Source organism: Frigoribacterium sp. AP1 (assembly GCF_056680555.1).
Window position 1 is genome coordinate 2,551,302 of sequence record NZ_CM155288.1, and the last position, 25,433, is coordinate 2,576,734.

25 protein-coding genes are annotated in these 25,433 nt (G+C 73.1%); 10 read left to right on the forward strand and 15 right to left on the reverse strand.

Features of this window, described 5'->3' with window-relative positions; all coding sequences use genetic code 11:
• Positions 1-85: 85 nt before the first annotated feature.
• Positions 86-625 (reverse strand): Dps family protein, encoded by a 540-nt coding sequence (locus tag AC1MBW_RS12170; protein WP_480024631.1) that lies wholly within the window; start codon positions 623-625, stop codon positions 86-88.
• 304 nt (positions 626-929) lie between these two features.
• On the opposite strand from AC1MBW_RS12170, the gene AC1MBW_RS12175 reads away from it, so the two are divergent.
• Both AC1MBW_RS12175 and AC1MBW_RS12180 read left to right on the forward strand, forming a co-directional pair.
• Positions 930-1,304, forward strand: coding sequence for a hypothetical protein (locus tag AC1MBW_RS12175; RefSeq protein WP_054145146.1), 375 nt, complete (start codon positions 930-932; stop codon positions 1,302-1,304).
• Positions 1,305-1,323: 19 nt separating this feature from the next.
• A complete protein-coding gene (locus AC1MBW_RS12180) occupies positions 1,324-2,064 on the forward strand; it encodes an esterase/lipase family protein (RefSeq protein ID WP_480024632.1) in 741 nt (246 codons plus the stop codon).
• Here AC1MBW_RS12180 and AC1MBW_RS12185 read toward each other — a convergent pair.
• Together AC1MBW_RS12185 and AC1MBW_RS12190 are read right to left on the reverse strand one after the other, a co-directional pair.
• Positions 2,061-3,017 carry an alpha/beta fold hydrolase gene (locus tag AC1MBW_RS12185; RefSeq protein WP_480024633.1) on the reverse strand — a complete coding sequence of 319 codons (957 nt, stop codon included), beginning with the start codon at positions 3,015-3,017 and terminating at the stop codon, positions 2,061-2,063. The genes AC1MBW_RS12180 and AC1MBW_RS12185 overlap by 4 nt on opposite strands.
• 9 nt (positions 3,018-3,026) lie before the next feature.
• A complete protein-coding gene (locus AC1MBW_RS12190) occupies positions 3,027-4,103 on the reverse strand; it encodes an FUSC family protein (protein ID WP_480024634.1) in 1,077 nt (358 codons plus the stop codon).
• Between the two features lie 119 nt (positions 4,104-4,222).
• Between AC1MBW_RS12190 and AC1MBW_RS12195 the strand changes: the two genes are divergently transcribed.
• From AC1MBW_RS12195 to AC1MBW_RS12210, 4 genes are all read left to right on the forward strand, one after another.
• A complete protein-coding gene (locus AC1MBW_RS12195; RefSeq protein ID WP_480024635.1) occupies positions 4,223-5,419 on the forward strand; it encodes a phosphotransferase family protein in 1,197 nt (398 codons plus the stop codon).
• A 292-nt stretch (positions 5,420-5,711) separates the two neighbouring features.
• A complete protein-coding gene (locus AC1MBW_RS12200) occupies positions 5,712-7,184 on the forward strand; it encodes an FAD-dependent oxidoreductase (protein WP_480024636.1) in 1,473 nt (490 codons plus the stop codon).
• A 474-nt stretch (positions 7,185-7,658) separates the two neighbouring features.
• Positions 7,659-9,791: a DEAD/DEAH box helicase gene (locus tag AC1MBW_RS12205; RefSeq protein WP_480024637.1), complete on the forward strand. Its 2,133-nt coding sequence runs from the start codon at positions 7,659-7,661 to the stop codon at positions 9,789-9,791.
• 118 nt (positions 9,792-9,909) lie between these two features.
• A complete protein-coding gene (locus AC1MBW_RS12210) occupies positions 9,910-10,305 on the forward strand; it encodes a VOC family protein (protein WP_480024638.1) in 396 nt (131 codons plus the stop codon).
• Positions 10,306-10,440: 135 nt separating this feature from the next.
• Here AC1MBW_RS12210 and AC1MBW_RS12215 read toward each other — a convergent pair whose 3' ends face one another.
• Both AC1MBW_RS12215 and AC1MBW_RS12220 read right to left on the reverse strand, forming a co-directional pair.
• Entirely contained in the window at positions 10,441-11,490 is a 1,050-nt protein-coding gene (locus AC1MBW_RS12215) for an NAD-dependent epimerase/dehydratase family protein (RefSeq protein ID WP_480024639.1), read from the reverse strand.
• Positions 11,491-11,500: 10 nt separating this feature from the next.
• Positions 11,501-11,773: a mycoredoxin gene (locus AC1MBW_RS12220; protein ID WP_043596421.1), complete on the reverse strand. Its 273-nt coding sequence runs from the start codon at positions 11,771-11,773 to the stop codon at positions 11,501-11,503.
• Between the two features lie 83 nt (positions 11,774-11,856).
• On the opposite strand from AC1MBW_RS12220, the gene AC1MBW_RS12225 reads away from it, so the two are divergent.
• Positions 11,857-13,614 (forward strand): pyruvate dehydrogenase, encoded by a 1,758-nt coding sequence (locus AC1MBW_RS12225; RefSeq protein ID WP_480024640.1) that lies wholly within the window; start codon positions 11,857-11,859, stop codon positions 13,612-13,614.
• Between the two features lie 93 nt (positions 13,615-13,707).
• On the opposite strand, the gene AC1MBW_RS12230 is transcribed toward AC1MBW_RS12225, so the two are convergent.
• Complete coding sequence (locus AC1MBW_RS12230) at positions 13,708-15,063, reverse strand: maltokinase N-terminal cap-like domain-containing protein (protein ID WP_054144939.1); 1,356 nt, start codon at positions 15,061-15,063, stop codon at positions 13,708-13,710.
• 74 nt (positions 15,064-15,137) lie between these two features.
• Here AC1MBW_RS12230 and AC1MBW_RS12235 point away from each other — a divergent pair, with 74 nt between their 5' ends.
• Positions 15,138-16,745, forward strand: coding sequence for a CYTH and CHAD domain-containing protein (locus AC1MBW_RS12235; RefSeq protein WP_480024641.1), 1,608 nt, complete (start codon positions 15,138-15,140; stop codon positions 16,743-16,745).
• Positions 16,746-16,924: 179 nt separating this feature from the next.
• Here AC1MBW_RS12235 and AC1MBW_RS12240 read toward each other — a convergent pair whose 3' ends face one another.
• The 6 genes from AC1MBW_RS12240 to AC1MBW_RS12265 all read right to left on the reverse strand — a co-directional run bounded on the left by AC1MBW_RS12240 (position 16,925) and on the right by AC1MBW_RS12265 (position 20,948).
• The gene (locus AC1MBW_RS12240) at positions 16,925-17,158 is read right to left on the reverse strand and encodes a hypothetical protein (RefSeq protein WP_480024642.1); all 234 of its coding nucleotides are present in this window, start codon (positions 17,156-17,158) and stop codon (positions 16,925-16,927) included.
• Positions 17,109-17,483 carry a DUF1697 domain-containing protein gene (locus AC1MBW_RS12245; RefSeq protein WP_480024643.1) on the reverse strand — a complete coding sequence of 125 codons (375 nt, stop codon included), beginning with the start codon at positions 17,481-17,483 and terminating at the stop codon, positions 17,109-17,111. Before AC1MBW_RS12245 ends, AC1MBW_RS12240 begins: the two co-directional genes overlap by 50 nt.
• 5 nt (positions 17,484-17,488) lie before the next feature.
• Positions 17,489-19,597: a S9 family peptidase gene (locus AC1MBW_RS12250; RefSeq protein WP_480024644.1), complete on the reverse strand. Its 2,109-nt coding sequence runs from the start codon at positions 19,595-19,597 to the stop codon at positions 17,489-17,491.
• A gap of 20 nt (positions 19,598-19,617) precedes the next feature.
• Complete coding sequence (locus AC1MBW_RS12255) at positions 19,618-19,896, reverse strand: hypothetical protein (RefSeq protein WP_054144958.1); 279 nt, start codon at positions 19,894-19,896, stop codon at positions 19,618-19,620.
• A 118-nt stretch (positions 19,897-20,014) separates the two neighbouring features.
• Positions 20,015-20,545 carry a hypothetical protein gene (locus AC1MBW_RS12260; RefSeq protein ID WP_043596432.1) on the reverse strand — a complete coding sequence of 177 codons (531 nt, stop codon included), beginning with the start codon at positions 20,543-20,545 and terminating at the stop codon, positions 20,015-20,017.
• Between the two features lie 49 nt (positions 20,546-20,594).
• A complete protein-coding gene (locus AC1MBW_RS12265) occupies positions 20,595-20,948 on the reverse strand; it encodes a hypothetical protein (protein WP_043596433.1) in 354 nt (117 codons plus the stop codon).
• Positions 20,949-21,051: 103 nt separating this feature from the next.
• On the opposite strand from AC1MBW_RS12265, the gene AC1MBW_RS12270 reads away from it, so the two are divergent.
• Together AC1MBW_RS12270 and AC1MBW_RS12275 are read left to right on the forward strand one after the other, a co-directional pair.
• Positions 21,052-21,549: an 8-oxo-dGTP diphosphatase gene (locus AC1MBW_RS12270; protein WP_054144955.1), complete on the forward strand. Its 498-nt coding sequence runs from the start codon at positions 21,052-21,054 to the stop codon at positions 21,547-21,549.
• 128 nt (positions 21,550-21,677) lie between these two features.
• A complete protein-coding gene (locus tag AC1MBW_RS12275; RefSeq protein WP_480024645.1) occupies positions 21,678-21,977 on the forward strand; it encodes a hypothetical protein in 300 nt (99 codons plus the stop codon).
• Between the two features lie 24 nt (positions 21,978-22,001).
• On the opposite strand, the gene AC1MBW_RS12280 is transcribed toward AC1MBW_RS12275, so the two are convergent.
• From AC1MBW_RS12280 to AC1MBW_RS12290, 3 genes are all read right to left on the reverse strand, one after another.
• The gene (locus tag AC1MBW_RS12280; RefSeq protein WP_054144953.1) at positions 22,002-22,235 is read right to left on the reverse strand and encodes a hypothetical protein; all 234 of its coding nucleotides are present in this window, start codon (positions 22,233-22,235) and stop codon (positions 22,002-22,004) included.
• Positions 22,236-22,254: 19 nt separating this feature from the next.
• Complete coding sequence (locus AC1MBW_RS12285) at positions 22,255-23,604, reverse strand: ABC transporter permease (RefSeq protein WP_480024646.1); 1,350 nt, start codon at positions 23,602-23,604, stop codon at positions 22,255-22,257.
• A 74-nt stretch (positions 23,605-23,678) separates the two neighbouring features.
• Positions 23,679-25,427: a cation:proton antiporter gene (locus AC1MBW_RS12290; RefSeq protein WP_480024647.1), complete on the reverse strand. Its 1,749-nt coding sequence runs from the start codon at positions 25,425-25,427 to the stop codon at positions 23,679-23,681.
• Between the last annotated feature and the right edge of the window lie 6 nt (positions 25,428-25,433).

Sequence of the window (25,433 nt, forward strand, 5' to 3'; positions counted from 1 at the left end):
GGGGTCGTCCTCTCGACGAGAGAGGGCACCGCCCGGGAGGCGCGGGTCGCGCGCTCCCGGACGGTGCCCTCGTGAGGTGGTCGGGTCAGTTGGCGATGGCGCCGACGCGGTCGAGGCCCTCGGCCGCGGCGTCCTCGTCACGCTGACGGGTGTCGTCCTGGCGGGCGTCCTTCTCGGGGTGACGGTTCTCGGCGCCGGTCATCCAGGCGAGCTGCTCGAGGCGCTCGAGGATGCTGTGCAGCACGTCGGCCGTCGTGGGGTCCTCGTCGTCGACGTCGTCGTGGACCGCGCGCATCGTGCCGGTGACGGCGTACATGCGGTCGACGATCAGGTCGACCACCGCGGTGGTCTCGACGGGGCCGGCGGGGAACTCGGGCAGGCTGGTGCCGCGGGTGACGGTCGAGGTGCGGCCGTCGGGGATCAGGTAGACGGCGCGCATGCGCTCGGCCACCTCGTCGCTGAACTCGCGGGCGGCGTCGACGATCTCGTCGAGCTGCAGGTGGAGGTCACGGAAGTTCGAGCCGAGCAGGTTCCAATGCGCCTGCTTGCCCTGGACGTGCAGTTCGATGAGGTCGACGAGGACCTTCTGCATGTTGTCGCGGAGTTGGTCGGATCCCTGGAACATGATGTCTCCCGTTCGTCGTGGGTTCGTGCGGAGTCGTCGCACCGGTGGGTGCGAGGTGGACGGTAGACCGTGGGCCCGGGCGGCGGCTCAGCCTTCGGGGGACAGCTCGACCAGGGCGCGGCATCGGGCGGCCCGAGCGTGTCGGGGGCCGAGGCGGGACGGTCCTCGTCGCCGTGACCGACTCGTGATCCGGGGACCATGGAGACCGGACCGTACTGGATGGTATGTTCGCCTGCATCGGCACCGAAGCCGACGCCCGGCCGCGGGTACCCGATCCTCGGCCCATGCTCTGAGGGGGGCTGACATGGCACGAGCGGTACCCGGACGCGCCGACCGACCAGGCTTCGACGCGGTCGAGATCACCAGGTTGCGACGCGAGATCGAGAGCGCGTGGGGCGCGTTCGATGACATCGAGCAGATGGACTTCGCCCATCGCGTGCGGGTCGTCCACGGCCTCGCGGACGCCCTGCCCGACGCGGCGAGCGCGGCGGCCCGAGCCGGGCTCGGCGGTCTCGCCCTCGCCCTGCTCGACGACGCGGCGTCCTTCCCGCCCCCGTGGGCGTCGATCTGCGGCCGCTGGGACCTCACGCTCGAGATGGCCCGGGCCGCGGTCGAGTCGATCGCCTGGCCCGAGGGCGAGCCCTGGGGCGAGCTGCCGCTGGTGGGCACGGCCGCCTGACGTCGCCTAGCGTGGCGGCATGAGCTCCACACCGTCGCGCGGTCACGGACGCCGTCGCGTCGGCCTCCGGCGGTTCCTCCGCACCGTCGTGCTCGACTACCGGTACGTCTGGTGGGTGCATCTCGTGCCGCGGTCCGGCCGGGTGGTGCCGAGGCGCTACCGCGACGGCGACCGCGAGCCGGTGCTGCTGCTGCCGGGCGTCTACGAGACCTGGCGCTTCCTCCGTCCGGTGGCCGACCGGCTGAACGACCTGGGGCACCCGATCGTCGTCGTGCCGGGGATGGGGCACAATCGTCGTCCGATCGCGGCGACCGCCGAGGTCGCCCAGCGCATCCTCGACGCCCACGACCTGCGGGACGTCGTGGTGCTGGCACACAGCAAAGGCGGACTGATCGGCAAGACGATGATGGTCTCGACCGACACCGATCGCCGCATCGCCCGCATGGTGACGGTGAACAGTCCGTTCTCGGGGTCGCGCTGGGCGACGGTGCTGCCCGTCAGGGCGCTGCGGCCCTTCTCGCCCCGTGATGCCGACCTGCTGCGGCTCGCCGAGCAGCGTGAGGCGAACCGCACCATCACGTCGATGGCGTCCCGGTTCGACGCCCACGTCACCGAGGGCAGCGTGCTGCCGGGGGCGGTCAACCTCGAGTTCCCGGTCGACGGGCACTTCCGGCCGCTGGGCCACGCGCGGTGCGTCGCGATGATCGTGCGCGAAGTCGAGCACGGGGCGGGCGCGGGGCCGACGGCCGAGGCGTCCTAGCCCTCGACCCAGCCGAGGGCCCGCAGCGTCTCGACCGGCCATTCGACGTGGGCGAAGTGCCCGCAGTCGGCGAGCAGGGTCGTCCGGGCGTGACGGACGACCTCGCCGAGGCGGTCGAGGTCCGACGACCGGGCGAAGACGTCGTCGGCACCGCTGACGGCGGCCACGTCGCACTCGATCCCGCGCCACCGCGCGGTGTCGTAGCCCTGCCCCGAGCGGGACGCGGCGAGGAACCCCCGGGGCCGCAACTCGGCGACGAACGCCTCGAGCACCGAGCGGGGGACTCGGTCGACGTGGCGGAACACCGGCGACGACAGGGCGCGCAGCAGGCCGAGACGTGCGGCACCCTGCAGCAAGGACACGGAGGCGCGGGGCAGCACCGCGAACACCGCGCGCAGCAGGGTGAACGCGGGCAGTCGGAGGAGGCCGCGCAGCGGGTGCGTCACGGCGTCGATCGCCGAGAACGACGTGGCCGACACGACCGAGACGCTGAGCACGAGGTCGGGTCGGACGGCGGCCAGGTGCAGGGCGACGAACGCCCCCATCGAGTGGCCGACGAGGTCGAACTCGGTGATCCCCAACGCCTCGGTGACCTCGACCACCACGGCGGCGGCCGACTCCACGTCGAGACCCCGGGCGGGTTCCGGCGAGGCCCCCCACCCGGGCAGGTCGATCAGGACGGGTCGCGAGACGACCGCGTCCACCTCGCGGAGGGCCTGCAGCAGAGGAGTCCAGGTCGTCCACGAGCCGGCCGCCCCGTGCAGCATGACCGTGGCCCGGCGTCGCGCGGACCGGTCGGCCGGCGCCGGTGCGTGGTGCACGACGGTCCGGCCCTGCGCCGTCTCGACGGTCTCGCGGTCGATGCCGACGGCCCGCGGATCGGTCACCAGGTCGAAAGGGGCGTACCGGTCGAGGCTCGGATCGAGCACCTCTGTCGCCCGGCCCCGTCGCATCGTCGGATGCTACCCGATGATCTCTTCCCGCACGCGTCGCAGGTCCTCGAGCAGCGACCCGACCAGCACCCAGTTGTCCGGGTCGGGTCGCAGCACGCTGACCGGCGAGGTGAGAGCCGGGCCGTCGTCGTGCCCGGGGCCCGTCGCGTGCCCGCCGGTGGTGTCGGGGACGCGGGAGGCGCGCGCACCCGGGAGCGCCTCCTCGGTGGTCCGCGCCAACAGGCGCACGTCGTGGGCGGCCCGTCGCAGGTCCTCGGCGATGCTCTGCACCACGGGGTCGTCGGCCAACCCCGGGTCGTAGTTGTCGTGGACCGACCGCACCATGCCCACGACGCGGTTGACGAGCACGGTCAGCCGCCGGAGCAGCGCCGCGTCGGCCTCGAGCACGCTGCGGTTGCGGCTCGCGCGGGGGTTGAGCTGCAGGCTCTCCTCGCCCGCGGTGACCGCGTCGACCGCCCGGGCCTGGACAACCCGCAGCTCGCGCGCCTTGGTCAAGCCGGTGGCGAGTCGCGGCCCGTCGACCGGCTCGTCGAGCACGGCGGCGGTCTCGTCGAGCACGGATGCGATGTCGCGCGCCAGGCGGCCGACGGCGAGGTGCGCCGGCGCGAGCGCGACGGGAGGCACGATCAACGCGTTGATCGCCAGCGCGATGGCCGCGCCGATGATCGTCTCGAGCACCCGGTCGAGCGCGTAGTCGGGCGTCTGGGCGCCGATCGCGAGGACGAGCATCGCCGAGATCGGCACCTGGTTCGCCGAACTCGGCGTCAGGCGGAACGCCCAGGCGACGAGCAGGCTCACCACGACGATCGCCAGCACGATCCAGGTCGCGTCACCGAACAGCTGCCCGGCCGCGAACGCGATGAGCACGCCGGCGATGACGCCCACGCTGCGCTCGAGCCCTCGGACGAACGACTGGTTGACGCTCGGCAGCACCACGAGCAGGGCCGCGATCGCCGCGAAGATCGGCAACGGCTGCTGCAACAGGGCCACCGACGCGAACCACGCCGCCATCACCGCGACGCTGGTCTTCACCACCTGCAACAGGGGCGTGCGCTTCGTCTGGCGGATGCGCGAGACGATCTTCACGACCCCCAGGGTAGACGGGGAGGCGCGGCCCGCGTCGCGACGCCGCGTCAGGTCACGAAACGGTCACCCCGCCCGCGCCTCCCCGCCGATCGGGTCGGGTGCTGGTTGACTGCGTCCCCGTGTGGCCCAACTCCGCCGAGGTGCTCCCCGCCGCGTTCGCGAACTCGGGGCTGACCGTCGTCGCCTTCCGACCCCACTCGGTCGAGCCCTCGGGCGCCGGGTTCCTCTACGGCTACGAGGTCGACACGGTCGACCCCGCCGGCGCGACGTCGACCGTGCTGACCTTCATCGACACCGACACCCGGGCCGCCGACGCGTCGTCGGTCCTCACCCGCGACCCGACCACCGGTCAGCCGCTCGCCGTCTGGGCCTACCCGGCCGACCCCCTGCTGCCGGCGCTCGCCGGGGCCACCTACCCCGACCGGGTCGCCGACGCCCTCGCGGCCCTCGGCGTCGTCGTCACCGACCCCCGGTTGAGCGTCGCGGCGTACCGACCCGGCAAGCGGGCCGTGATCCGCCTCGACGCCGCCGAGACGACCGTCTTCCTCAAGGTGGTCCGGCCCGACCGTGTGGGGCCGATCGTCGCCCTGCACGAGGCGTTCCGGGCGCAGGGGCTGCCGGTGCCCGCCGTGCTCGCGTCGCGACCGGACGGCCTGCTCGTCCTCGAGCGCGTCCCCGGGGTGCCGGCCGGGCAGCGCGTCGTCGAGCTCGCCGACGACCCCCGGTTCGTCGAGCAGATGGTCGACCTGGGGACGCGCATCGCCCGGGTCGAGGTGACCGCCCGGGCACAGTCCGACGCTCTCGACCACGGGGCCTGGCACCGGTCGACGCTGCGCGCCGCGCTGCCCGACCGGGCGACCGAGATCGACGGCCTCTACGACGAGATCGACCGGCGCCGCGCCTCCTCCGCCTCCGACGCCCTGGTCGTGATCCACGGCGACCTGCACCTCGAGCAGCTGTTCGTGCACCCGTCCGAGCCATGGCGGGTCACCGGTCTGCTCGACGTCGACACCGCGGGGCTCGGGCACCCGGCCCGTGACGCCGCGGCCCTCGTCGCCCACCTGGTCGTGACCGGGCAGTGGCACCGGGGCAACGGCGACGAGGCCGAGGCACGGGCCTGCGAGGGCCTCGCCGACGACGTGACGCGCACCTGGGTCGACCGCATGCCCGGCCTCGCGGACCGGCTCGCGCCCGGCGTCGCCTCGCAGCTGCTCGCCCACGCCGGCGGACAAGCCACGCTCGGCACCGACACCGGCCGCCGCAAGGCCGTCCAGCTGATCGGCGCCGCCGCCGGCACCCTCGCCCGCCCCTCCTGACCCGCCCCGCCCGCCTGCCCCGCCGCCCCCCCCGGTGTGCAATTCGCGACCACCGCGTCGCCACACGCCGCTCACGTCCGTCACGCGGCGGCGTGTCGCGAGCCCGGTGTCGGGTTGTGCACGCGACCCGGGCCCACCGCGGTCGGGTTCGGCTCGCCGACGCCGACACCGACGCCGGAGACAGCGGCGGCGGGTCGTGCCGTGAGTCGCCCGGTCGCCCGTCGGACACACACGGACGGGCCGACGGGCCTACCGTGGCGCGCAGCACCCACCCGCGCACCTGGAGGCCCCCATGCCGTCACCCTGGCTCGACGCCGCGCCCGACGTCACGACCGACAGGATCGACCCCGAGACCGTCTACGACGACGTGATCGTCGGCGGCGGCCTGACGGGCCTGGTCACCGCCCTGCTCTTCGCGCGGCGGGGGCACCGCGTCGCCGTCCTGGAGGCGCGCTCGGTGGGCAGCGTCGCGAGTGGCAGCGGTACGGCGTCGATGTCGCTGCTGCAGGGCAAGCAGCTCCAACGCATCCGCACCAACACCTACCAGAGCGTCGTCGACGCTTACGTCGCAGGCAACCGGGCGGGCTTCGACTGGATGGTCGACTACCTGGACGACGCCGGGGTCGAGGTCGAGCGCCGGGACGCGTTCAGCTATTCGACGACCCGGGGCGGCATCGCGACGGTCGACGACGAGTACCTCGTCGCCCGCAAAGCCGGTCTACCCGTCGTCAAGGAGTTCGGCCTCGACCTGCCGTTCGGCACCACGGGCGGTCTCCGGCTGCCGGACCAGGCGCAGTTCGACCCGATGCAGGCGATCGCCGCGCTCGTGGCCGACGTCCGGGCGCTCGGCGGCATCGTCGTCGAGGGGGTGCGCGTCACCGGGGTCGACGCGTCCACCCCCGCGGTGACCCACAGCGACGGCCCCGACGTCCGCAGCCACCGGGTCCACGTCACGACCGGCAGCCCCGTGCTCGACCGCGGCCTGTACTTCGCGAAACTCCGTAGCGAACGCTCCTACGGCCTCGCCTTCGACGGCGCCGACGACCTGCCCGACGGCATGTACCAGGCGGTCGACGGTCCCACGCGGTCGTTCTCCGCGGTGGGTGATCGCCTCGTGACCGGGGGCAACCGGCACCCGGTGGGCCGCGCCTCCTCGACGACAGCGCTGGTCGACGACCTCGCCGACTGGACGACGCGTCAGTGGCCCGGTGCCCGGCTGACCCATTCGTGGAGCGGCCAGGACTACGGCACGCCGCACCACGTGCCGTTCGTCGGCTGGCTGCCGCGCGGTCGCGGGCGCATCTACCTCGCGACCGGGTACGAGCACTGGGGGCTGACGAACGCGGTCCAGGCGGCGATGACCCTCGTGTCGGACGTGCTCGGCGATCCGCAGCCGTGGATGACCACGCTGCACAAGCGGGTCACCACGCCGATCGCGATCGCCTCGGGCATCGGGATCAACGCGGCGGACGCCTGGTGGGCGGCCAAGGGCTGGGCCGGCGCGATGACCCGGCGCCTGGTCGCCGTCGCACCCGCCGAGGGCCAGGGCGAGGTGGGCAGGTCGGGCGGCTTCGCCCCCGTGGCGCGCTCGACCGTGGACGGCGAGGTGTGCACCGTCTCGGCGATCTGCCCGCACCTCGTCGGCATCGTCACCTGGAACGACTCGGAACGGTCGTGGGACTGCCCGCTGCACGGATCGCGGTTCGCCGCCGACGGCTCCGTGCTCGAGGGGCCGGCGACCCGTGGCCTGCGTCGCCGCGGCTGACGGGTCGCCGGCCCGCCGCGACCGACCGCGACAACCGGCCCGCGGCGACCGACCGCGACAACCGGCCCGCGGCGACCGACCGCGACAACCGGTCCGCCGCGACCGACCGCGGTGACCTGCCCACGAGACACGGGGAGGCGCTGGTGGCGTACCGGCGCGTCGTACGCGTAAACTGTCCCCAGCTTCACCGCCCGGGTGTTCTCCGGTCCGCGCCTCCTCCGGCGCGAGTCGACATCTCGGCGTGACGGGGCTTCGGGGTACGCGCCGTCGTCGGACTGCCCGCCACGAAGGTCGCCCGTCGCGAAGCCGGTACAGCTGTCCACCGCGCGGCACCCCGCCCCGCACGCATCCGGCGCGACCGTCTCGGTCGCCGTCCGTCCGGGTCGCCGAGCCTCTCGGCGCCCCGCGCAGCACCCACCGCCGACATGGCGGCACAGCACCGTCGACGCCCCGCGTCGACCACGAGGAGGAGCCTTGGCTCGACCAGGCCAGCGTCAATCGGGTGGAACCCGCACCGCCCAGCGTCCGAACCGTCGCCGCGAGGTCGACAACGACGGGCTGATCCCCGTCCTCGCCCGCGCGGTGCGCGAGGTCGAGGCCGCCGCGCAACGCGGTCAGGTCAAGCCCTCGAGCCGCACCAAGTTCCAGGTCATCGCCCTGCTCATGCGCGAGGAGCGCGCGCGGGTCAAGGTCGACAAGGCCATCAGCGAGTCCGAGCGCGCCGAGCAGATGAAGCGACTCGACGGCGTGGCCCAGATCCTCGCCAAGACCGCCGCCCGCGACACGTCGCTGATCACCCTGCTGGGTGATGCGGCGACGGTCAGCGAGGCGGCCAAGACCCTCAAGCGCGACATGCAGATGTCGGCCGGGCTCGAGCTCGAGCCCGAGCAGCAGATCATCGTCACCGAGGCCGCGCCGGTGGCGCCGACGTCGGAGCGACAGGTCGTCCCGCAGTCGGTCGTCTCGCGACAGCTGGCGAACCCGTTCCTGGCGCCCGACTTCGCCCTCGCCGAGGTCGCCCGCGAGGCGCACCCGCGTCGCCTCGCCAACTGGGAGCTCTTCGGCCCCCTGTTCAAGTCGTTCGAGTACGGTGCCGGCGGCGGCTCGGCCTGCATGCCGCTGCCCGAGCCCACCACGGTCGACGCCCCCGCGGGTGCGACCCTGATGCACCACCAGGCTCAGCTCGTCGAGTCCGCCCGCCAGGGCCACCGCACCTACCTGCTCGCCGACGAACCGGGCCTCGGCAAGACCGCCCAGGCCCTGCTCGCCGCCCAGGCGGCCGCCGCGTACCCCCTGCTCGTCGTCGTGCCGAACGTCGTCAAGACGAACTGGGCCCGCGAGGTCCAGCTGTGGACGCCGACGCGCACGGCGACCGTCATCCACGGCGACGGCGAGAAGCTCGACGCCTTCGCCGACGTGGTCATCGTGAACTACGAGGTGCTCGACCGTCACGTCGGCTGGCTCGGCGACCTCGGCTTCAAGGGCATGATCGTCGACGAGGCCCACTTCATCAAGAACAAAGAATCACAGCGGTCGCGCCACGTGCTGCAGCTCGCCCAGCGCATCCGGTCGCGCACCGCGCACCCCCTGCTCATGGCGCTGACCGGCACACCGTTGATCAACGACATCGAGGACTTCCGCGCCATCTGGGAGTTCCTGGGCTGGATCGGCGACAAGAAGCCCGCCGCCGAGTTGATGGAACGCCTCGAAGAGGTCGGCCTGACCCCTGCCGATCCCGGGTTCTTCTCGTCGGCACGCGAGATCGTGATCGAACTCGGCATCGTCCGCCGCAAGAAGGTCGACGTCGCCTCCGACATCCCCGCCCGTCGCATCGCCGACCTGCCGGTCGAGCTCGACGACGAGGTGGGCCGTTCCATCCGCGACGCCGAGCGCGAGCTGGCCCGCCGCATGGTGCAGAAGTACCGCACCGCGCTCACCACCCGCACGTCGGGCGTCCGCGTCGAGGGCATCGACCACGACCTCGTCCGCCAGGTCGCCAAGTGGGAGCTCGAGGACGCCAGCGCGTCGAGCACCGGCGAGAACGTCTTCAGCATGGTGCGCCGCATCGGTCAGGCCAAGGCCGGCCTCGCGGCCGACTACACGGCCCAACTCGCCCGCAACGTCGGCAAGGTGGTGTTCTTCGCCAAGCACATCGACGTCATGGACGTCGCCGAGGCCACCTTCGCCAAGCGCGGCATCAAGTACTCGTCGATCCGCGGCGACCAGACCCCGGCCGTCCGTCAGCGGCAGATCGACGCCTTCGTGAACGACCCCGAGGTCGAGGTCGTCGTCTGTTCGCTGACCGCGGCCGGCGTCGGGCTCAACCTGCAGGTCGCCTCGAACGTCGTGCTGGCCGAGTTGTCGTGGACGGACGCCGAGCAGACGCAGGCCATCGACCGCGTGCACCGCATCGGCCAGGCCGAGCCGGTCACGGCCTGGCGCGTCATCGCGGCGCAGACGATCGACACGAAGATCGCCGAACTGATCGACAGCAAGGCCGGCCTCGCCGCCCGCGCCCTCGACGGCGACGACTCCGAGGTCGTCGACTCCGTCGACGTGCAGCTCTCGGCCCTGGTCGCCCTGCTCACCGACGCCCTCGAGGCCTGACCCGGCCGGGGGTCGCGTCGACGACGGACGCGACCCCCGATCGGTACCCCGTTCCGTGCCCTCCCAGCGGGCAGGGGTTCGGTGGTCACAGACCACCCGACCACCGAAGGAGCACCCCATGCCCGATCTCTCCGGCTACGCCCACGTCGCCATCACCGTCTCCGACCTCGACGCGAGCCTCGCCTTCTACGAGAAGCTGCTCGGTGCCGGCCCGGTCGGTCGCATCGAACTCGACGGCCTCGACCGCCGCATCTTCTCCGTCGGCAACGGGCAGATCCTCGGCGTCACGGCCTACACCGACGGGTCGTCCGCAGCCTCCGATCCGACCGTTCCCGGCCTCGACCACATCGGCCTGGCGGTGTCCGATCGTGACGGCGTCGTCGCCTGGCAGCAGCACGCGACGTCGGTCGGCATCGAGTCCGACCTGCAGGACGTCGACTTCGGCCACGCCCTGATGATCAAGGACCCCGACGGCAACCAGATCGAGTTCTTCGCCCCGCCGGCCCAGAACTGACTCGGGCCACCTGCCGGGATCGCACCGCGTTTCGTGCACCGCGCCGCGACCAGATGGTGCGTGCTGCACGAAACGCGGTGTAGTGGAGGGCGGGTGCGGCAACCGGCGTCGCGCGCGTGTGTGCGGCGTGCGACCTCAGCGGTCCTGGGCGGCGGCGAGCAGGTCGCGTTCGTCGTCGGGCTCGAGCCCCGCGCCATGGGGGCCGGTCGGGCCGGGCCGCGAGAGTTCCCAGGCGAGGACGTCGCGCAGCGTCTCGTCCACGGGGCGCGGCACGAGGCCCGCGGCCCGACCCGCGCCTCCTGACCGGGCACCGAAGCCCGCGTGCGTGGCGACGGGCACCCACAGCGGCATCGACCGCGGACCGGCCCAGGGCCCGACCTCGTGCGCCTCGAGCCAGGCCTCGTCGACCGCGACGACCTCGCCCGTGTGTCCGGCGACGCGCCGGGCCGCCGCGAGGTGGTCGGCCAGCGGGTGCCGCTCGCCCACCGCGTCGACCGTCCCCGAGAGGCCGCGCTCGGCGGCCAGGACGATCCAGCTCGCGAGGTCGCGCACGTCGACGGGCTGCACGTCGAGACCGGGGACGTCGGGCACGAGCACCGGGTCGGGCTCGCTCGACGCGGCAGCCCGGGCGAAGCGGAGCGGCCACCACCCCGTGCGACCGGTGTGGTCACCCGGTCCGCCGATGAGCCCCGCCCGGACGATCAGCGCCCGGGCGGCGCCGAACGCGTCGACGACGGCTCGCTCACCCGAGACCTTCGCCCCGCCGTAGTCCGCCTCGTCGGCGTCGACGAGGGCTGCCGACTCATCCGCCCCGGTGGTCGCGGTGTCGGCGTAGACGCTGACGCTCGACACGAAGACGAAGGAGCCGCTGGCCGGCTCGAGCACCGCCACGGCGTCCCGGACGTGCGACGCGTCGCGAGCCAGGTCGACGACCGCGTCCCAGCGCTGCCCGCCCCCGACCACGGGGTCGTACGCCCCGGACGTGCCGCGGTCGGCCCGGACGAACGTCGCCCCTTCGGGAACGTCGCCCGACGCACCGCGGGCGAGGCACGTGACCTCGTGACCGCGGGCGAGGGCCGCGTCGACGATCGTCCGGCCGAGCCAGGCGGTGCCACCGAGCACCAGCAGGCGGAGCGGGCGCGCCGACGCCGGCGCCGGGGCCGAGCCCGCGCCGGTCGAACCCACGGTCGCGATGTCAGAGACCGAGCTTGGCCTGCACGTCGGCGAGCGACGGGTTCGTGGCCGTCGAGCCGTCGGGGTAGATGATCGTCGGCACGGTCTGGTTGCCGCCGTTCGCCTTCTCGACGATCTCGGCCGTGCCCGGCACCTCTTCGATGTTGACCTCGGTGAAGGCGATGCCCTGCTTGCCGAGCTGCTGCTTGAGTCGGGCGCAGTAGCCGCACCACGAGGTGCTGAACATGGTGATGCTGCCGGACTCGGGGACGTACGTGCTCGCGATGTCGCTCATGGCCCCAGGCTAAGCCCGGTCGGCGGTGAGCGCCGGGGGAGTTGGCTGGGAGGCGTACCAGCACGCACCACGAAGGGAACACCATGGCAGACACGGTCGCCGACCAGATCATCGCCCAGCTCGTCACCGCCGGGGTCCGGCGCATCTACGGCATCGTCGGCGACAGCCTGAACCCGATCGTCGACGCCGTGCGTCGCACCGGTGGGTCGGCGAAGGGCGGGATCGACTGGATCCACGTCCGCAACGAGGAGGCCGCGGCCTTCATGGCCTCGGGCGACGCCCAGATGAGCGGCGGGCTCGCGGTCTGCGCCGGATCGTGCGGGCCGGGCAACCTCCACCTGATCAACGGCCTGTACGACGCCAACCGCAGCCGCGCCAAGGTCCTGGCCATCGCGAGCCACATCCCGAGCACGATGATCGGCTCGGACTACTTCCAGGAGACCCATCCCGACCGCCTCTTCGTCGAGTGCTCGGGCTACAGCGAGATGATCTCGACGGCAGAACAGTCGCCGGTGGTCGTCGCCAGCGCGATACGGCACACCCTGGCGGGCGAGGGCGTCAGCGTCATCACGCTGCCGGGCGACATCGCCGAGCTCGACGCGGGCGGCACGGTGCCCGCGTACGTCAGCGTCCGCCCGCCCGAGCTCGTCCCCGACCGGCACGACGTGCAGGCCCTGGCCGACGCCATCAACCAGGCCGACACCGTCGCGTTCTTCGTCGGCGAGGGCGGCCGCGGGTCGCACGACGAGATCATCGCGTTGGCCGACCTGGTGGCCGCCCCGATCGGGCACAGCCTGCGCGGCAAAGACGTCATCCAGTACGACAACCCGTTCGACGTCGGCATGACCGGGCTGCTGGGCTACGGGGCCGCGCACGCGGGCATCCACGACGCCGACCTGCTCGTGCTGCTCGGCACCGACTTCCCGTATCCGCAGTTCCTGCCCGACGCCTCGAAAGTGACCATCGCGCAGGTCGACGTCGACGCCGCCGTGATCGGCCGTCGCGCCGACGTGCAGGTGCCCGTGCACGGTGCGATCGCGCCGACACTCCGGGCGCTCATGCCGCTGGTGACCCGCAAGAAGAACCGGAAGTTCCTCGACAAGACGCTCAAGAAGCACGACAAGTTGATGACCGGTGCGGTCGGGGCCTACACGAAGAACGTCGAGAAGATGCGGCCGATCCACCCCGAGTACGCCGCCTCGCTGCTCGACGAGGTCGCCGCCGACAACGCGATCTTCACCGCCGACACGGGCATGGGCAACGTCTGGGCCGCCCGGTACGTCACGCCGACCCCGCGCCGCCGGATCTTCGGCTCCTACCTGCACGGCTCGATGGCCAATGCCCTGCCGCACGCGCTCGGCGCGCAGATGGCCTACCCCGACCGCCAGGTGGTCTCGATCTCGGGCGACGGCGGCCTGTCGATGCTGATGGGCGAGCTGCTCACGGCGCAGATGTACCAGCTGCCGGTCAAGATCGTGGTGTTCAACAACTCGACGCTGGGTCTCGTGAAGCTCGAGATGCTCGTCGACGGGTTCCCCGACTTCGGCGTCGACGTGCCCTACACGGACTACGCCGCGGTGGCGCGGGCGATCGGCATCCACGCCGTCCACGTCGACGACCCGCGCGACCTCCGGGCCGCCTACGAGGCCGCGTTCGAGCACGACGGTCCGGCGCTGGTCGACATCGCGACCGACCCCAAGGCGCTGTCGCTTCCGCCGATGATCACGGGCGCCCAGGTCAAGGGCTTCTCCCTCGCCATGTCGAAGATCGTCATGAACGGCGGGGCCGGCGAGGCCGTGGCCATGGCCCGCTCGAACCTGCGCAACGTGCCCCGTCCCTGAGGCCGTCACCGCGCCTCCTGCGTCCTCGCTCTCGAGGGGTCAGGAGGCGCGGTGCACCGTGAGCGGGACGCCTCGCGACCCTGCCCGCCCGGCTCAGCCGGCGGCGGGGGCGCTGCGTGCCGCGAGACGGGCGACGGCCGTGAGCGGGATGTCGATCCAGTCGGGCCGGTTGCGGCTCTCGTAGATCGCCTCGTACACGGCCTTGTCGATCTCGAACGCGTCGAGCAGGGCACGGGCGGCCCGGACGTCGACACCGGACGAGGCGATGTACCCGTCGACGAACGCGCGGCGGGCGTCGTGGGCCCAGGCCTTGGCATCGACCGGCACGTCCTCTTGCGCGAGCGAGCCCGCGACGTAGTCGAAGGACCGCAGCATGCCCGCGATGTCGCGGATCGGCAGGTCGGGGCGCGAGCGCTCGGGCATCGGCCGCAGGGGCTCGCCCTCGAAGTCGATCAGCATCCAGCCGCGCTCGGGCGAGAGCAGGGCCTGGCCGAGGTGCAGGTCGCCGTGGATGCGCTGCAGGTCGGGCCAGTGCAGGTGCTCGGCCGCGTCGTAGACGGCGCCGATCGCGTCGGCGTGCTCGGCGATCTGCGGCACCTCGCGCGCGGCGGTCGTGATGCGCCGACGCATGCTCGTCAGGGCCCCGGCGATCTCGTCGTCACCGGCGGGAACCGTGCCGAGGTCGGCGGCGAGCGTCGCGTGCACCTCGGCCACGGCCACGCCGAGCGCGTGGGCCTCGGCCGTGAAGTCGGTGCCGTCGGCCGCGGCGGTCAGGGCCACGCGCCAGGCGTCCTCGAGGCCGGGCAGGAACTCTTGCGAGAAGGCGAGGTGGCCGGTGGCCGTGCCGCCCTCGCGTCCCACGTCGGGCCAGGTCGCCCGCAGCGAGCCGAACGACGAGGGGACGTGCGTCGAGCCGCCCCGGGTCAGCGCGGCCTGGGTGGTGACGTCGGGGTTGTCGCCGTGGTGCAGCACGCGGAAGACCTTCGCGATGACCTGGTCGACGGGGCCGCCCTCGACGTCGTAGACGATCGACGTGTTCGACTGCTCACCCGAGAGGACGCGCGAGCGACGAACCTGCCCGGGGTCGACGATGCGCGTGCCGTCCACCGTGACGTCCGCCCCGACGACGTGCGCCTCGGCCGACATCGAGCGCAGCAACTCACGGGCGTAGGCCGGGTCGTGCGGCCCGTCGTAGAGGTAGCGTCCGTCGGCGGAGCCGATGAAGGCCGCGTCGCCGCCGGGCAGGGGAGTCGCGCGGCTGACGAGGGGCACCTGGTACAGGACGGGGACGTCGGCCGCCTCGTCGATGATCAGCAGCGTCATGGCGAGCGCGTCGTCCACCTCGACCTCGAACGAGCCGATCACCCGCAAGGCGGGCGTCCGTCCCTTCGTCGCGTACCAGCGCTGTCGCGCCATCCATCCGGCAAGGCTCGGGGCCACATCGCTCATGCGACGACCCTACGCCGGGGCGCCCCGCGGGGTCCGGGAGGCGGTCGACCAGCCCCCTCGACTACAACGGAGTGATGAGCACCGCATCCCCGCGCCGCACCGAACAGACCGAGATCGAGCGCAAGTACGACGTCCACGAGAGCGCCGGGGTGCCCGACCTGGCCGGGGTGGGGGGAGGCGCCGAGGCGCTGCTCGTCGACGGCGTCGGGCACGACCACCCCGTCGAGCTCGTCGCGACCTACTGGGACACCGTCGACCACACGCTGCTCGGGGCCCGGACCACCCTCAGGAGGCGCGAGGGCGGTGACGACGCCGGCTGGCACCTCAAGCTGCCGCCGTCGGCCGGCACGTCCGGGCGCCGCGAGGTGCACTGGCCGCTCGGCGACCCCGACGAGCCCGTCCCGGCCGCCCTGCGGCGGCTCGTCGAGGCACGGCTGCGGGGCCGGCCCGTGCACCCCGTGCTGCGACTCGAGACGACGCGTACCGTGACCCGCCTGCTCGACGCGTCGGGTCGCGAGCTGGGCGAGCTCGCCGACGACGTCGTGCGGGCGTCGAACCCCGACACGGGACTGCTGCGCACCTGGCGCGAGTGGGAGGTCGAGCTGGCGCCGGGCGTCGACGGTGCCGAGGGCGAGCGGCTGCTCGACGCCGTCGCCGAACGGCTCGAGTCGGCCGGGGCGTCGGTGTCGTCGTCGAAGTCCAAGCTCGCCCGCGGGCTGGGCTCCGAGCCGGCCGTGTCGGCAGGGCCGTCGGCGTCGCGAACCGGCGCGGGCGAGGCCGCCTCGACGGTCGTCCCTGCCGCGGCCCCGAAGAAGAAGTCGGCCGCGGCCTTCGTCGCGTCCGCCGCGGCGGGCCTGCGCGACGAGTTGCTCGCGGTCGACGCCGCCGTGCGCGACGACGAGCCGGACGCGGTCCACCGGCTCCGGACGACGACACGGCGGCTGCGCGCCCTCCTGACGGTGTGGGACGGCGTCCTCGACCCGGGGCCGGCCGCGACCGCCGTGGCGGGTGCGGCCCACGTCGGCCACGTGACGGGGGCCGCGCGCGACGTCGAGGTGGCCCGGGGCCGGGTGGCGACCCGCGCCTCCTCGGCTCCGGCGGGGTTCGTGGCCGCCCAGGCCACGGGGCGGCTCGACGCCCGGCTCGGCGAACGACTCGGCGAGGCCGTCGGTGACGTGCGACGCCTGCTCGACTCGGGCGCCTGGTTCGACCTGCTGGACGCGGTCGACGCGCTCGTGGCGGCCCCCGCGACGGGGGAGCACGCCACGGACCCGGCGGCCGAGCTCTCGGCCGCGCGCCTGCGGTCCGAGCGGAAGCGGACGAAGCGGGCCGTCCGGGCGGGGCTCGCCGCGCTGGACGCGGCGGAGGGCGAGACCGGAGCGGAGGCGATTCCCGCCCTGCACGACGCCCGGAAGGCCGCCCGACGGCTGCGGTACGCGCTCGAGGTCGACCGGACCCGCAGCGGATCGGGTCGAGGCCGTGCCCGCCGGGCCGAGGCCGTGCAGGACACCCTCGGCGAGCACCGGGACGCCCTGGCCGCCGTGCGGACGGTGCGCGAGGCCGCGGCGTTCGCCCACCGGTCGGGCGAGGACACGTTCGGCTACGGCGTGCTGGCGACCCTCGAGGTCGCCCGGGCCGAGGACGCCCTGCGCCGCTTCCGCCGGGCTGCCCGACGACTCTGACCGCGGAGGCCGGGCGGCGGGCCGAACCCGACCGTGCGTCCCTCCGGCGGCGGGCCGAACCCGACATCGGCCGCCTGACACGCCGCACCCAAGGAGACATGAGCGGCGTGTCGTCGCCCGGTGGTCGCGATGTGCACAGGGCAGGCAGGCAGGCGGGGCGGGGCCGGGCCGGGACGGGGTCAGGCGGTGCGGCGGGCCAGCAGGGCCTCGAGTTTGCGGACGGTGGCGTCGTTGCGGGCCGTGACCGGGGTCGGCAGCCCGCGCCACCAGGCGGCGGGGACCCGCGAGGCGAGGACGCCCGCCGGCAGCCACTGGTAGACGGCGTCGGGCGAGACGACCAGTTCTTCGTCGCCCAGGTCGACGTCAGGAGGCGCGACCCCGTCGAGCGCGCCCGGAACCTCGGCGAACGCCACCGACAGCAGCTTCGGCTCGCGCCCCCTCGCGGCCCTCGTGCGCCTCGTCGCGCAGCGGGTTCGCCGCGGTCAGCCGCCCGAACCGGTCGGCGTCGAGCAGCACGAGGTCGGCGTCGACACCGGTGGCTCCGGCGATCGCGCCCCGCAGCCCGGCCGCGTCCTCCGGCCCGAGCACCGCCGGCGCCCCGAACACGAGGTTGCCACTGTTCAGCAGTGTCTCGGGGTGCTCGAAGCCGAGGCCGGCGGCCACGCGGCGCAGGTCGGCCATGGCCACCCGCTTGGCCGTGCCGACGTTGACGCCCCGCAGCAGGGCGACGTGGTCCACGACGGTCAGGCGCGCCCGAGCACGTCGAGGATCCACGCGATCTCGAACGCCCGCTCGCGCCACGACTCGTACCGGCCGCTGACGCCGCCGTGCCCGGCCGACATCTCGGTCTTCAGCAGCACCGGTGCGTCGACCTCACGCAGCTTGGCCACCCACTTGGCGGGTTCGACGTAGAGCACCCGGGTGTCGTTGATCGAGGTAACCGCGAGGATGCGCGGATACGTGACGTCGTCCCGCACGTTCTCGTAGGGGCTGTAGCCGCGCATGTACTCGTAGACCTCGGGGTCGTGCAGCGGGTCGCCCCACTCGTCCCACTCGATCACGGTGAGCGGCAGGTCGGGGTCGAGGATGCTCGTCAGCGCGTCGACGAACGGCACGGCCGCGACGATGCCGGCGAACCGGTCGGGGGCGATGTTCGCCACCGCGCCCATCAGCAGGCCGCCCGCGCTGCCGCCCTCGGCCACCATCAGCTCGGGGGTCGTGCGACCCGCGGCGATCAGGTGGTCGGCGACGGCGACGAAGTCGGTGAAGGTGTTCTTCTTGGTCAGGGTCTTGCCGTCCTCGTACCACGAGCGTCCCAGCTCGCCGCCGCCGCGGACGTGCGCGACGGCGAACACGACGCCGCGGTCGAGCAACGACAGGCGGGCGACGCTGAAGCCCGGGTCGATGCTGTGCTCGTACGAGCCGTAGCCGTAGAGGTGCACCGGCGAGGGCCCCTCGGCGGGGACGGCGTCACGGCGCCAGACGAGCGACACGGGCACGCGGGTGCCGTCGGCCGCCGTGGCCCACTCGCGGGCCTGGTCGTAGTCGGCCGGGTCGTAGCCGCCCAGGACGTTCTGGCGCTTGAGCAGGTGACGCTCGCCGGTGCGGACGTCGAGGTCGTAGACCGTCGACGGGGTGACGAACGAGGTGTAGCCGAAGCGGACGGTCGGCTGGTCGAACTCGGGGTTGCCGCCCGCACCGGCGGCGAACAGCGGCTCGTCGAAGCCGACCTCGGCGACCTCGCCGTAGCCGTCGGGGCCGAGCGGCACGACGGCGAAGCGCGGCAGCGCGTCGCGCCGGTACTCGACCACTAGGTGCCCGGCGAACGCGTCGACCGACTCGAGCCGGACGGAGGCGCGGTGCTCGACGATCACGCGGCGGTCGGTCGTCGAGGTGGGATCGTCGGCCGGCACGTCGACGAGCTCGAAGTTCTCGGCGCCGTCGTTGTGGACGATCAGCAGGCGGTCGCTGCCCGCGACGATCGCGTGCTCGACGTCGTACTCGACGCCCTCGCGACGTGGCCAGACGACCCGGAACTCGCCGGTCGGGTCGGACGCGTCGAGCAGCCAGGTCTCGCTGGTGATCTTCGAGCCGACGTCGACGACGAGGTACTGGCGGCTGCGGGTGAGGCCCACCCCGATCCAGTAGCGGTCGTCGGTCTCGGTGAACACCGTGACGTCGTCGCCGGGCTGTCCGACCTCGTGTCGCCAGATGGTGTCGGGACGCCAGGACTCGTCGACGGTGGGGTAGAAGACGTAGCGGCCGGTGGCGTCGAACAGGGCACCGGCGGCCGTGCCGGTGACGACGTCGTCGAGGTCGCGACCGGTCGCCAGGTCGCGGATGCGCAGCGTGTAGCGCTCGTCGCCCTCGACGTCGACCGCGTAGGCGAGCAGCGCGCCGTCGGGGGAGACGTCGAAGCTGCCGATCGAGAAGAAGTCGTGCCCCTCGGCCTCGACGTTGCCGTCGAGCAGCACCTGCTCGCCCTCGGCGGCCTCGCCCGCCTCGATCGACGGGGGAGTCCAGTCGTCGGGCCCGGCGATCGGCGCACGGCAATGGATGCCGTACTGCTGCCCTTCGGCCGTGCGCGAGTAGTACCACCACGAGCCCTCACGGACGGGGACGCCCAGGTCGGTCTCTTGCACCCGGCCCTTGATCTCGTCGAAGACCGTCTGTCGCAGGTCGGCGAGGTGGGCCGTCTCGGCCTCGGTGTGCGCGTTCTCGGCCTCGAGGTGCGCGACGACCTCGGGGTCGTCCTTCGCACGGAGCCACTCGTAGTCGTCGACGAAGTCGTGACCGTGGTGCGAGCGGGTGACGGGCTTCTGGGGGGCGCGGGGAGCAGGAACGGAGGCCATCACCCGAGCCTAACGGCGGCTCAGATCGAGCGGTCGCTCGCCGTGATGCCGCCGAAGGCCGGGACCTCGGGGTACTCGTCCGAGGCGACGTGGACGTCGGCCGGGTCGGGGGCCTCGCCTTCGCGGGCCTCGTCGATCGCCTGCTCGGGGGTGCCGGCCTTCTCGGCCGCCGACTCGGAGTGCGTTCCGGGGACGGTGTACGTCGCGTCGACGTCGTGCCCGGCGGGGTCGGGCGCAGCCGACGCGCCGTCGCGGGGTGCCGAGGTGTCGGGAGTCGTGGTCTCGTCGCGGTCGCTCATGTCGGGGACGGTACCCGCGCCTCCTCGACGACGACCGGCCCTGCCGTGGGTCGGCCCTGCCGTGGGTCGGCCCTGCCGTGGGTCGGCCCTGCCGTGGGTCGCCGTCCGACCCGGCGGGTCAGTCGTCGACCGGCAAGGCCGTGGTCGGCGCGGTCAACCCCTGGACGGTGGCGCCGAGGTGCGCCTCGCCGGGTTCGAGGTCGGAGATCGAGCGGCGGTCGGACCTCAGCCGCCGGACCGAGGCGTTGAGCCGGGCGTGCAGCTGCATGAGGTGCAGGCGGTAGCGCTCGGGGGCGTCGTCGCTGTCGTCGAGGAAGGTGTTGCAGGCGAGCGTCATCTCGTTCAGCACGGGCAGGGCCGACGAGCGGGGACGAAGCGCTCGCCGGGCCCGCCGGATCTCGCCCCGCAGGGCCGAGATCGAATGACGCGCCTGCTCGTAGACGGGGTCGAGGGCGCGGGGGTTGGGGCTGAGCCTCGGCGCCACCCGGCGCAGCACGCGCCGGAAGTGGATCTCGGTGATCAGCTCGTTGAGGGCCGACGCCTCGCGCCGTCGCGACTCGATCAGTCGCACGAGCAGGTTCGACGCGAACGCCGCCCCGGCACCCACGAACGCACCCACGGTCACCGTCACGACGTCCCACCAGCTCATGCGCACACGCTACGGCGCACCACCGACAGACGGGGCAGGGCAGCGACCGTCAGCGAGAGGCGTCGTCGAGCCGGCCCATGAGCGACCAGACGGCCCGCGACAGCTCCGGGTGCCACAGGGCTATGGTGCGCAGGTAGCCGAGTTCGTCGGCGAGCCCGAGCCCCGTCGCGGTCGGCACGCCGTCGGTGCCGAGGGCGTCGGCCCGCAGCGAGATGACGACCTGTTCGTCGACGGTGGGCAGACCGGGGATGACGTCCCAAGGGTCCTCGCCGTTGCGGCAGCGCAGTTCGATGAGGGCGGAGAGCTCGTCGTGGGCCTCGGCTCGCAGCACCTCGAGGCTGCGACCGGCACCGCGGAACTCCGGCCCGGGCCGTCGCCTCCCGCTCGATCGTGCTTCGGACATGCCGACGAGCCTACGCGCGAGCCGCCGAGCCGTTCCCGGGGACGCGCCCCGCGCCTCCTGTCGTCCGTCCTCGGGGCATGACGGCAGCCGCTAGCCTGCCGTCATGCCGGTCTACCGCGTCTGCGTCGCCTACCTGTTGCGTGAACACGAGGGCCGCCCGCAGGTGCTGCTGGGGCGCAAGAAGCGCGGACTCGGCACGGGGCACTGGGTCGGCCTCGGCGGCAAGCTCGAGCCGGGCGAGGGGGTCGAGGAGGCGGTGGTCCGCGAGATCGCGGAAGAGAGCGGCGTCGAGGTGGTCGCGTCCGACCTCGACCGGCGGGGCGACCTGCTCTACCTCTTCCCGCACCGCGAGAGCTGGAGCCAGCGGTCGACGGTCTTCGTCGTCACCACGTGGCGCGGCGAACCGGCCGAGAGCGACGAGCTGGTGCCGCGGTGGTTCGACCTCGACGACCTGCCCCTGGACGAGATGTGGGACGACGCGTCGCGCTGGCTGCCCGGGGTGCTGGCCGGGGGACAGGTCGCCCGCACGTTCGTGTTCGCGGCCGACCTCGCCACGGTGGCCTCCGACGCCCCTCTCCCCGCCGGACACGCCGGTCCCTGAGGCGTCCCGGCTCGGACGCGTGGCCCTCGCAGAGGGGGGCGCGGCGGCGGCTCGCCCCGTTTAGGGTCGGACCCGAGACGGATCTCGGGGGACACCCCCGCCGTCGGACGGATCTCACGGGGAGCGACATGACCAGCTACGACGGCCTGACCACGACCACGGTCCGGAGCGCGGCCGGCACCGCCATGGCGCCCCGCCACCTGTCGCTGCCGCTGTGGCTGCCCGCGGTCGCCTGGGCCCTCGGCCTCGTCGCCGTCGTGGTCGGAGCGGCGTTCGGCGGCCTCCTGCTGGCGCTCTCGAGCCTCGGTATGGTCGCCCTCGTCGCGGGCATGGCCGCCACGGCCGCGCGGTGGCACCGCATCGAACGCCTCGCCGCGAACGAGCTGGCCGAGCGACGTGCGTCGGCCGCCGAGGCCCGCCTCGTCTGAGACCGGCACCTCATCGGCCCGGGGTCAGCGCCCGCGTCGAGTCCTGGTACGGGACAGTCCCGCCCGCACGAAGAAGTCGACGACACCCGTGAGCACGGCCCCGACGACCGCGATCCAGGCGTAGCCGACGAAGCGCGCCGCGACGTCGGGACCACCCTGTGGCGCCAGCGTGACCGAGAGCACGTAGAGCGTCCCGGCCGCGACGAGCAGCAGGACGACGAGGGCGACGAGCAGACGGTGCAGGGTGTTCGTGGTCACGAGCCTCGAGGGTACCGCCTCAGCGCGCCGCACCGTCGTCACGCCCGGGGTGCGCCGACCCGGCCCGGTCGCTCGGCACGACCCGCACGGGTCGCGTCGAGAGTTCGTCGTTCTCGAGCCCCCCGGGTGCGCCGAGGAACATGTCGCCCCGCTCGCCGGCATCGCCGAGATCGCCGCGCTCGTCCTCGGGGATCGTGTTGATCGTGCCCGTGTCCGTCGCCACGAGGCCGTGGCGGGCGAGCACCTCGTCGCGCTCGGCGATCAGGAACTCGCGGTTCGCGTTCTGGGCGTCGGCGAACATCGTGGTGCGCCCCGACACGATGCGGGCGATGCGGCGGTTCTCCCACCAGCGCTTGCCGACGATCATCAGCACGACGCCGAGGGCGGCGTAGCAGAGCATCATCGTCACGCCGCGGCCGTACCCGGGGCCCACGCCGTAGAGCACGCGCTTCAGCATCTCGGTGATGCCGCTGCCGACCACGACGGCGTTGAGCCACGCGAACGGTTGGGGCATGAACCACGCGGGGTAGGCGGCGCCCGAGGACGGCATGGACAGGAAGACGAACACGATCATGGCGGGCAGGGCGACGAACCGTCCGACGAAGTAGCTGATGCCGTTGACCGCGAGGCCGATCGCGATGATCCAGGCCCAGGCGATGAGGAAGAGCGGCACGAAGTGCCCGTCGACGGCCCCGATCACCGGCCCCGCGAGGACGTTCGTCACGAGCGAGATCACGCCGCCCCCGACGCCGATCACGGTCATCCGGGTGCGGTGGCGCAGCGGGGCACCCATCAGCCCGATGAACATCGCGACCATGTAGCCGCCGATGCACCACGAGAGCATCAGGTACATCGACACGGTGCCGTACTCGTCGTTCGCGGGCAGGGGGGCCAGGTCGGTGACGGTGGGCGTGACCCCCTGGGCCTCGAGCACCGGGGTGATCGTCGCCGGGATGAGGGCGGCGACCTGGTACTGGTGGGCGCTCGCCGTGTAGATCGTGGTGTCGGCCGGGTCGTAGGCAACCGCGACGTGACCGGCGAGCACGGCCTGCTCGGCCTCGTCGGCAGAGCCGTAGGCGCGGACGTCGATCACGCCGGGACGGGCCTCGTCGAGGCCCGCCTGCAGCTCGGCGGCGGCCGACGACGATCCGACGACGGCCACGGGGACGTCGTGCGGGTGGGGCGCATGGAAGGCCGCGATGTAACAGAGGCAGAAGCCGACGATGAAGAAGAGGGGCAACCAGAGCTGCAGGCCGATCAGCTGCAACGACGGGTGGAGGGTCGAGTACCAGCGGCGGTAACGACCGGGCTCGGGCTTCGGCGGGCCGCCCACGGCGTCCGTGGTCGTCTGCTTCGTCGTGGTCGCCACGGTGCCGCGCCCTCCTGGTCTCCGTCGTCTCGTCGTCTCGCCGCCGGTGCCGCTCACGATACGCCGCGCGGGCGTCACGACCTCGTGCTCGTGAAGGCCGAGGTGTCCATGGCGAGCTCTTCCGCGTCGAGCCCGAGCAGCACCCGCCTCATGACCTCCTCGTCGAGCGCTCCGGCGTCCCGCTCGCGCAGCACCACCTCGCGTCGTTTGGCGAGCAGTTCACGCCGGATCGAGCCGAGCGCCTGGGGTGCCGCACGACGGCGGGCGCGCTGGGCGGCGGTCGCCCCCGAGACGTCCCGTTCGTCGGCGTCGTCGAGGGCCGTGCGTTGCAGCGCCTCGTTCTGCCGCAGCAGTCGGGTCGTCGAGAGCTGCACGGCGCGCTCCGTGAGCTCGGGCCCCCACCGCTTCTCCCACTCGGCACGACGCTCGGCGACGTAGGCCATGGTCTCGTCGGTGCTGGTCGCGAAGACCGCCAGCTCGGCGGCGAGGTCGCGGTCGCGTTGCGTGTCGTCGCGGACGCCGAGCGCCCGGATGACGACCGGCAGCGTGAGCCCCTGCAGCAGCAGGGTGCCGACCGTGACGATGAACGCGATGAGGAACATCGTGTCGCGCGCCGGCACGGGGATGGTCGACTCGGTGACCGCCGGGATCGAGACGGCCGCGGCGAGGGTGACCACGCCCCGCATGCCGGTCCACGAGATGACGCTCAGCTGTCGCCAGTCCATGCGGGGTTGCGGGTGGTATCGCACCGTCCGCAGCGCCGGCGCTCGCCGCAGCCGGCGGAGCGCGGGCACCCGGCGGAGCTTCCGCAGCACCGTCGAGAGGAAGAGGTACCGGCCGGCGCGGGCTGCGTGGTAGGTGCCGAACACGAAGACCGGTCGCACGAGGACGACCACGGCCAGGACGGCGAGCGCGACGCCGACGCTCTGTCCGAGGCCACGCTCGCTCTCACTGACGTCGATCACGACGGCCCGCAGCTGGAGGCCGATCAGCGCGAAGACGAAGCCCTCGAGCACGACGTCGGCGGCCGACCAGAACGGGCGCTCCTGCAGACGGGTCGCGTAGCCCGTGCGGGGTGAGTTGAAGCCCACGTAGAGCCCCGCGGCCACGACCGCGAGCACGCCCGAGCCGCTCAGCTCTTCCGCAGCGATGTAGGCGACGAACGGCAGTAGGAGGCCGATGACGTTCTCGACCACGGGGTCGTCGATGCGCATCCGCACCCGGTGGGCGACGAAGCCGAGCGCGAGGCCCACCGCCACGCCCACGCCGATGGCGAGGCCGAAGATGCCGAGGTCGTCCCACAGCGTGAGGCTCGCACCGCCCACGATCGCCAGGAACACCTTCACCAGGGTGAGCGACGCGGCGTCGTTGATCAGGCTCTCGCCCGACAGCACGGTCATCACCTTGCGGGGCAGCCCGAGCTTGCGACCGATGGCGGCCGCCGACACGGCGTCGGGAGGCGCGACCACGGCCCCGACGAGGAGTGCGGCGGGCAGGGTCATGTCGGGGATCATCACGTAGGCGACGCCCCCGACGGCGAACGCCGTCACGATCACGGCGCCCACGCCCAGTCGCGCGATCTGCACCCGGCTCTCGCGGAAGTTCAGCAGGCTGACGTCGAGCGCGGCCGAGTAGAGCAGCGGCGGCAGGACCACGGTCAGGATGACCTCGGAGTCGATCTCGATGTCGGGCACGCCGGGGATCAGCGACACGAGCAGGGCGATGCCCACGGTGAGGAGCGGCGCGGGCAGACCGCGCCAGCGGGCGAAGGCGGTCACGACGAGCGACCCGGTCAAGATGATCAGCAGCTCGCCGAGTTCCATGTGAGC

Coding starts and splice junctions, on each gene's coding strand:
- AC1MBW_RS12170 (WP_480024631.1), bottom strand. CDS start 625: ATGTTCCAGGGATCCGACCAACTCCGCGACAACATGCAGAAGGTCCTC.
- AC1MBW_RS12175 (WP_054145146.1), top strand. CDS start 930: ATGGCACGAGCGGTACCCGGACGCGCCGACCGACCAGGCTTCGACGCG.
- AC1MBW_RS12180 (WP_480024632.1), top strand. CDS start 1,324: ATGAGCTCCACACCGTCGCGCGGTCACGGACGCCGTCGCGTCGGCCTC.
- AC1MBW_RS12185 (WP_480024633.1), bottom strand. CDS start 3,017: ATGCGACGGGGCCGGGCGACAGAGGTGCTCGATCCGAGCCTCGACCGG.
- AC1MBW_RS12200 (WP_480024636.1), top strand. CDS start 5,712: ATGCCGTCACCCTGGCTCGACGCCGCGCCCGACGTCACGACCGACAGG.
- AC1MBW_RS12210 (WP_480024638.1), top strand. CDS start 9,910: ATGCCCGATCTCTCCGGCTACGCCCACGTCGCCATCACCGTCTCCGAC.
- AC1MBW_RS12220 (WP_043596421.1), bottom strand. CDS start 11,773: ATGAGCGACATCGCGAGCACGTACGTCCCCGAGTCCGGCAGCATCACC.
- AC1MBW_RS12225 (WP_480024640.1), top strand. CDS start 11,857: ATGGCAGACACGGTCGCCGACCAGATCATCGCCCAGCTCGTCACCGCC.
- AC1MBW_RS12230 (WP_054144939.1), bottom strand. CDS start 15,063: ATGAGCGATGTGGCCCCGAGCCTTGCCGGATGGATGGCGCGACAGCGC.
- AC1MBW_RS12235 (WP_480024641.1), top strand. CDS start 15,138: ATGAGCACCGCATCCCCGCGCCGCACCGAACAGACCGAGATCGAGCGC.
- AC1MBW_RS12250 (WP_480024644.1), bottom strand. CDS start 19,597: ATGGCCTCCGTTCCTGCTCCCCGCGCCCCCCAGAAGCCCGTCACCCGC.
- AC1MBW_RS12255 (WP_054144958.1), bottom strand. CDS start 19,896: ATGAGCGACCGCGACGAGACCACGACTCCCGACACCTCGGCACCCCGC.
- AC1MBW_RS12260 (WP_043596432.1), bottom strand. CDS start 20,545: ATGAGCTGGTGGGACGTCGTGACGGTGACCGTGGGTGCGTTCGTGGGT.
- AC1MBW_RS12265 (WP_043596433.1), bottom strand. CDS start 20,948: ATGTCCGAAGCACGATCGAGCGGGAGGCGACGGCCCGGGCCGGAGTTC.
- AC1MBW_RS12270 (WP_054144955.1), top strand. CDS start 21,052: ATGCCGGTCTACCGCGTCTGCGTCGCCTACCTGTTGCGTGAACACGAG.
- AC1MBW_RS12275 (WP_480024645.1), top strand. CDS start 21,678: ATGACCAGCTACGACGGCCTGACCACGACCACGGTCCGGAGCGCGGCC.
- AC1MBW_RS12290 (WP_480024647.1), bottom strand. CDS start 25,427: ATGGAACTCGGCGAGCTGCTGATCATCTTGACCGGGTCGCTCGTCGTG.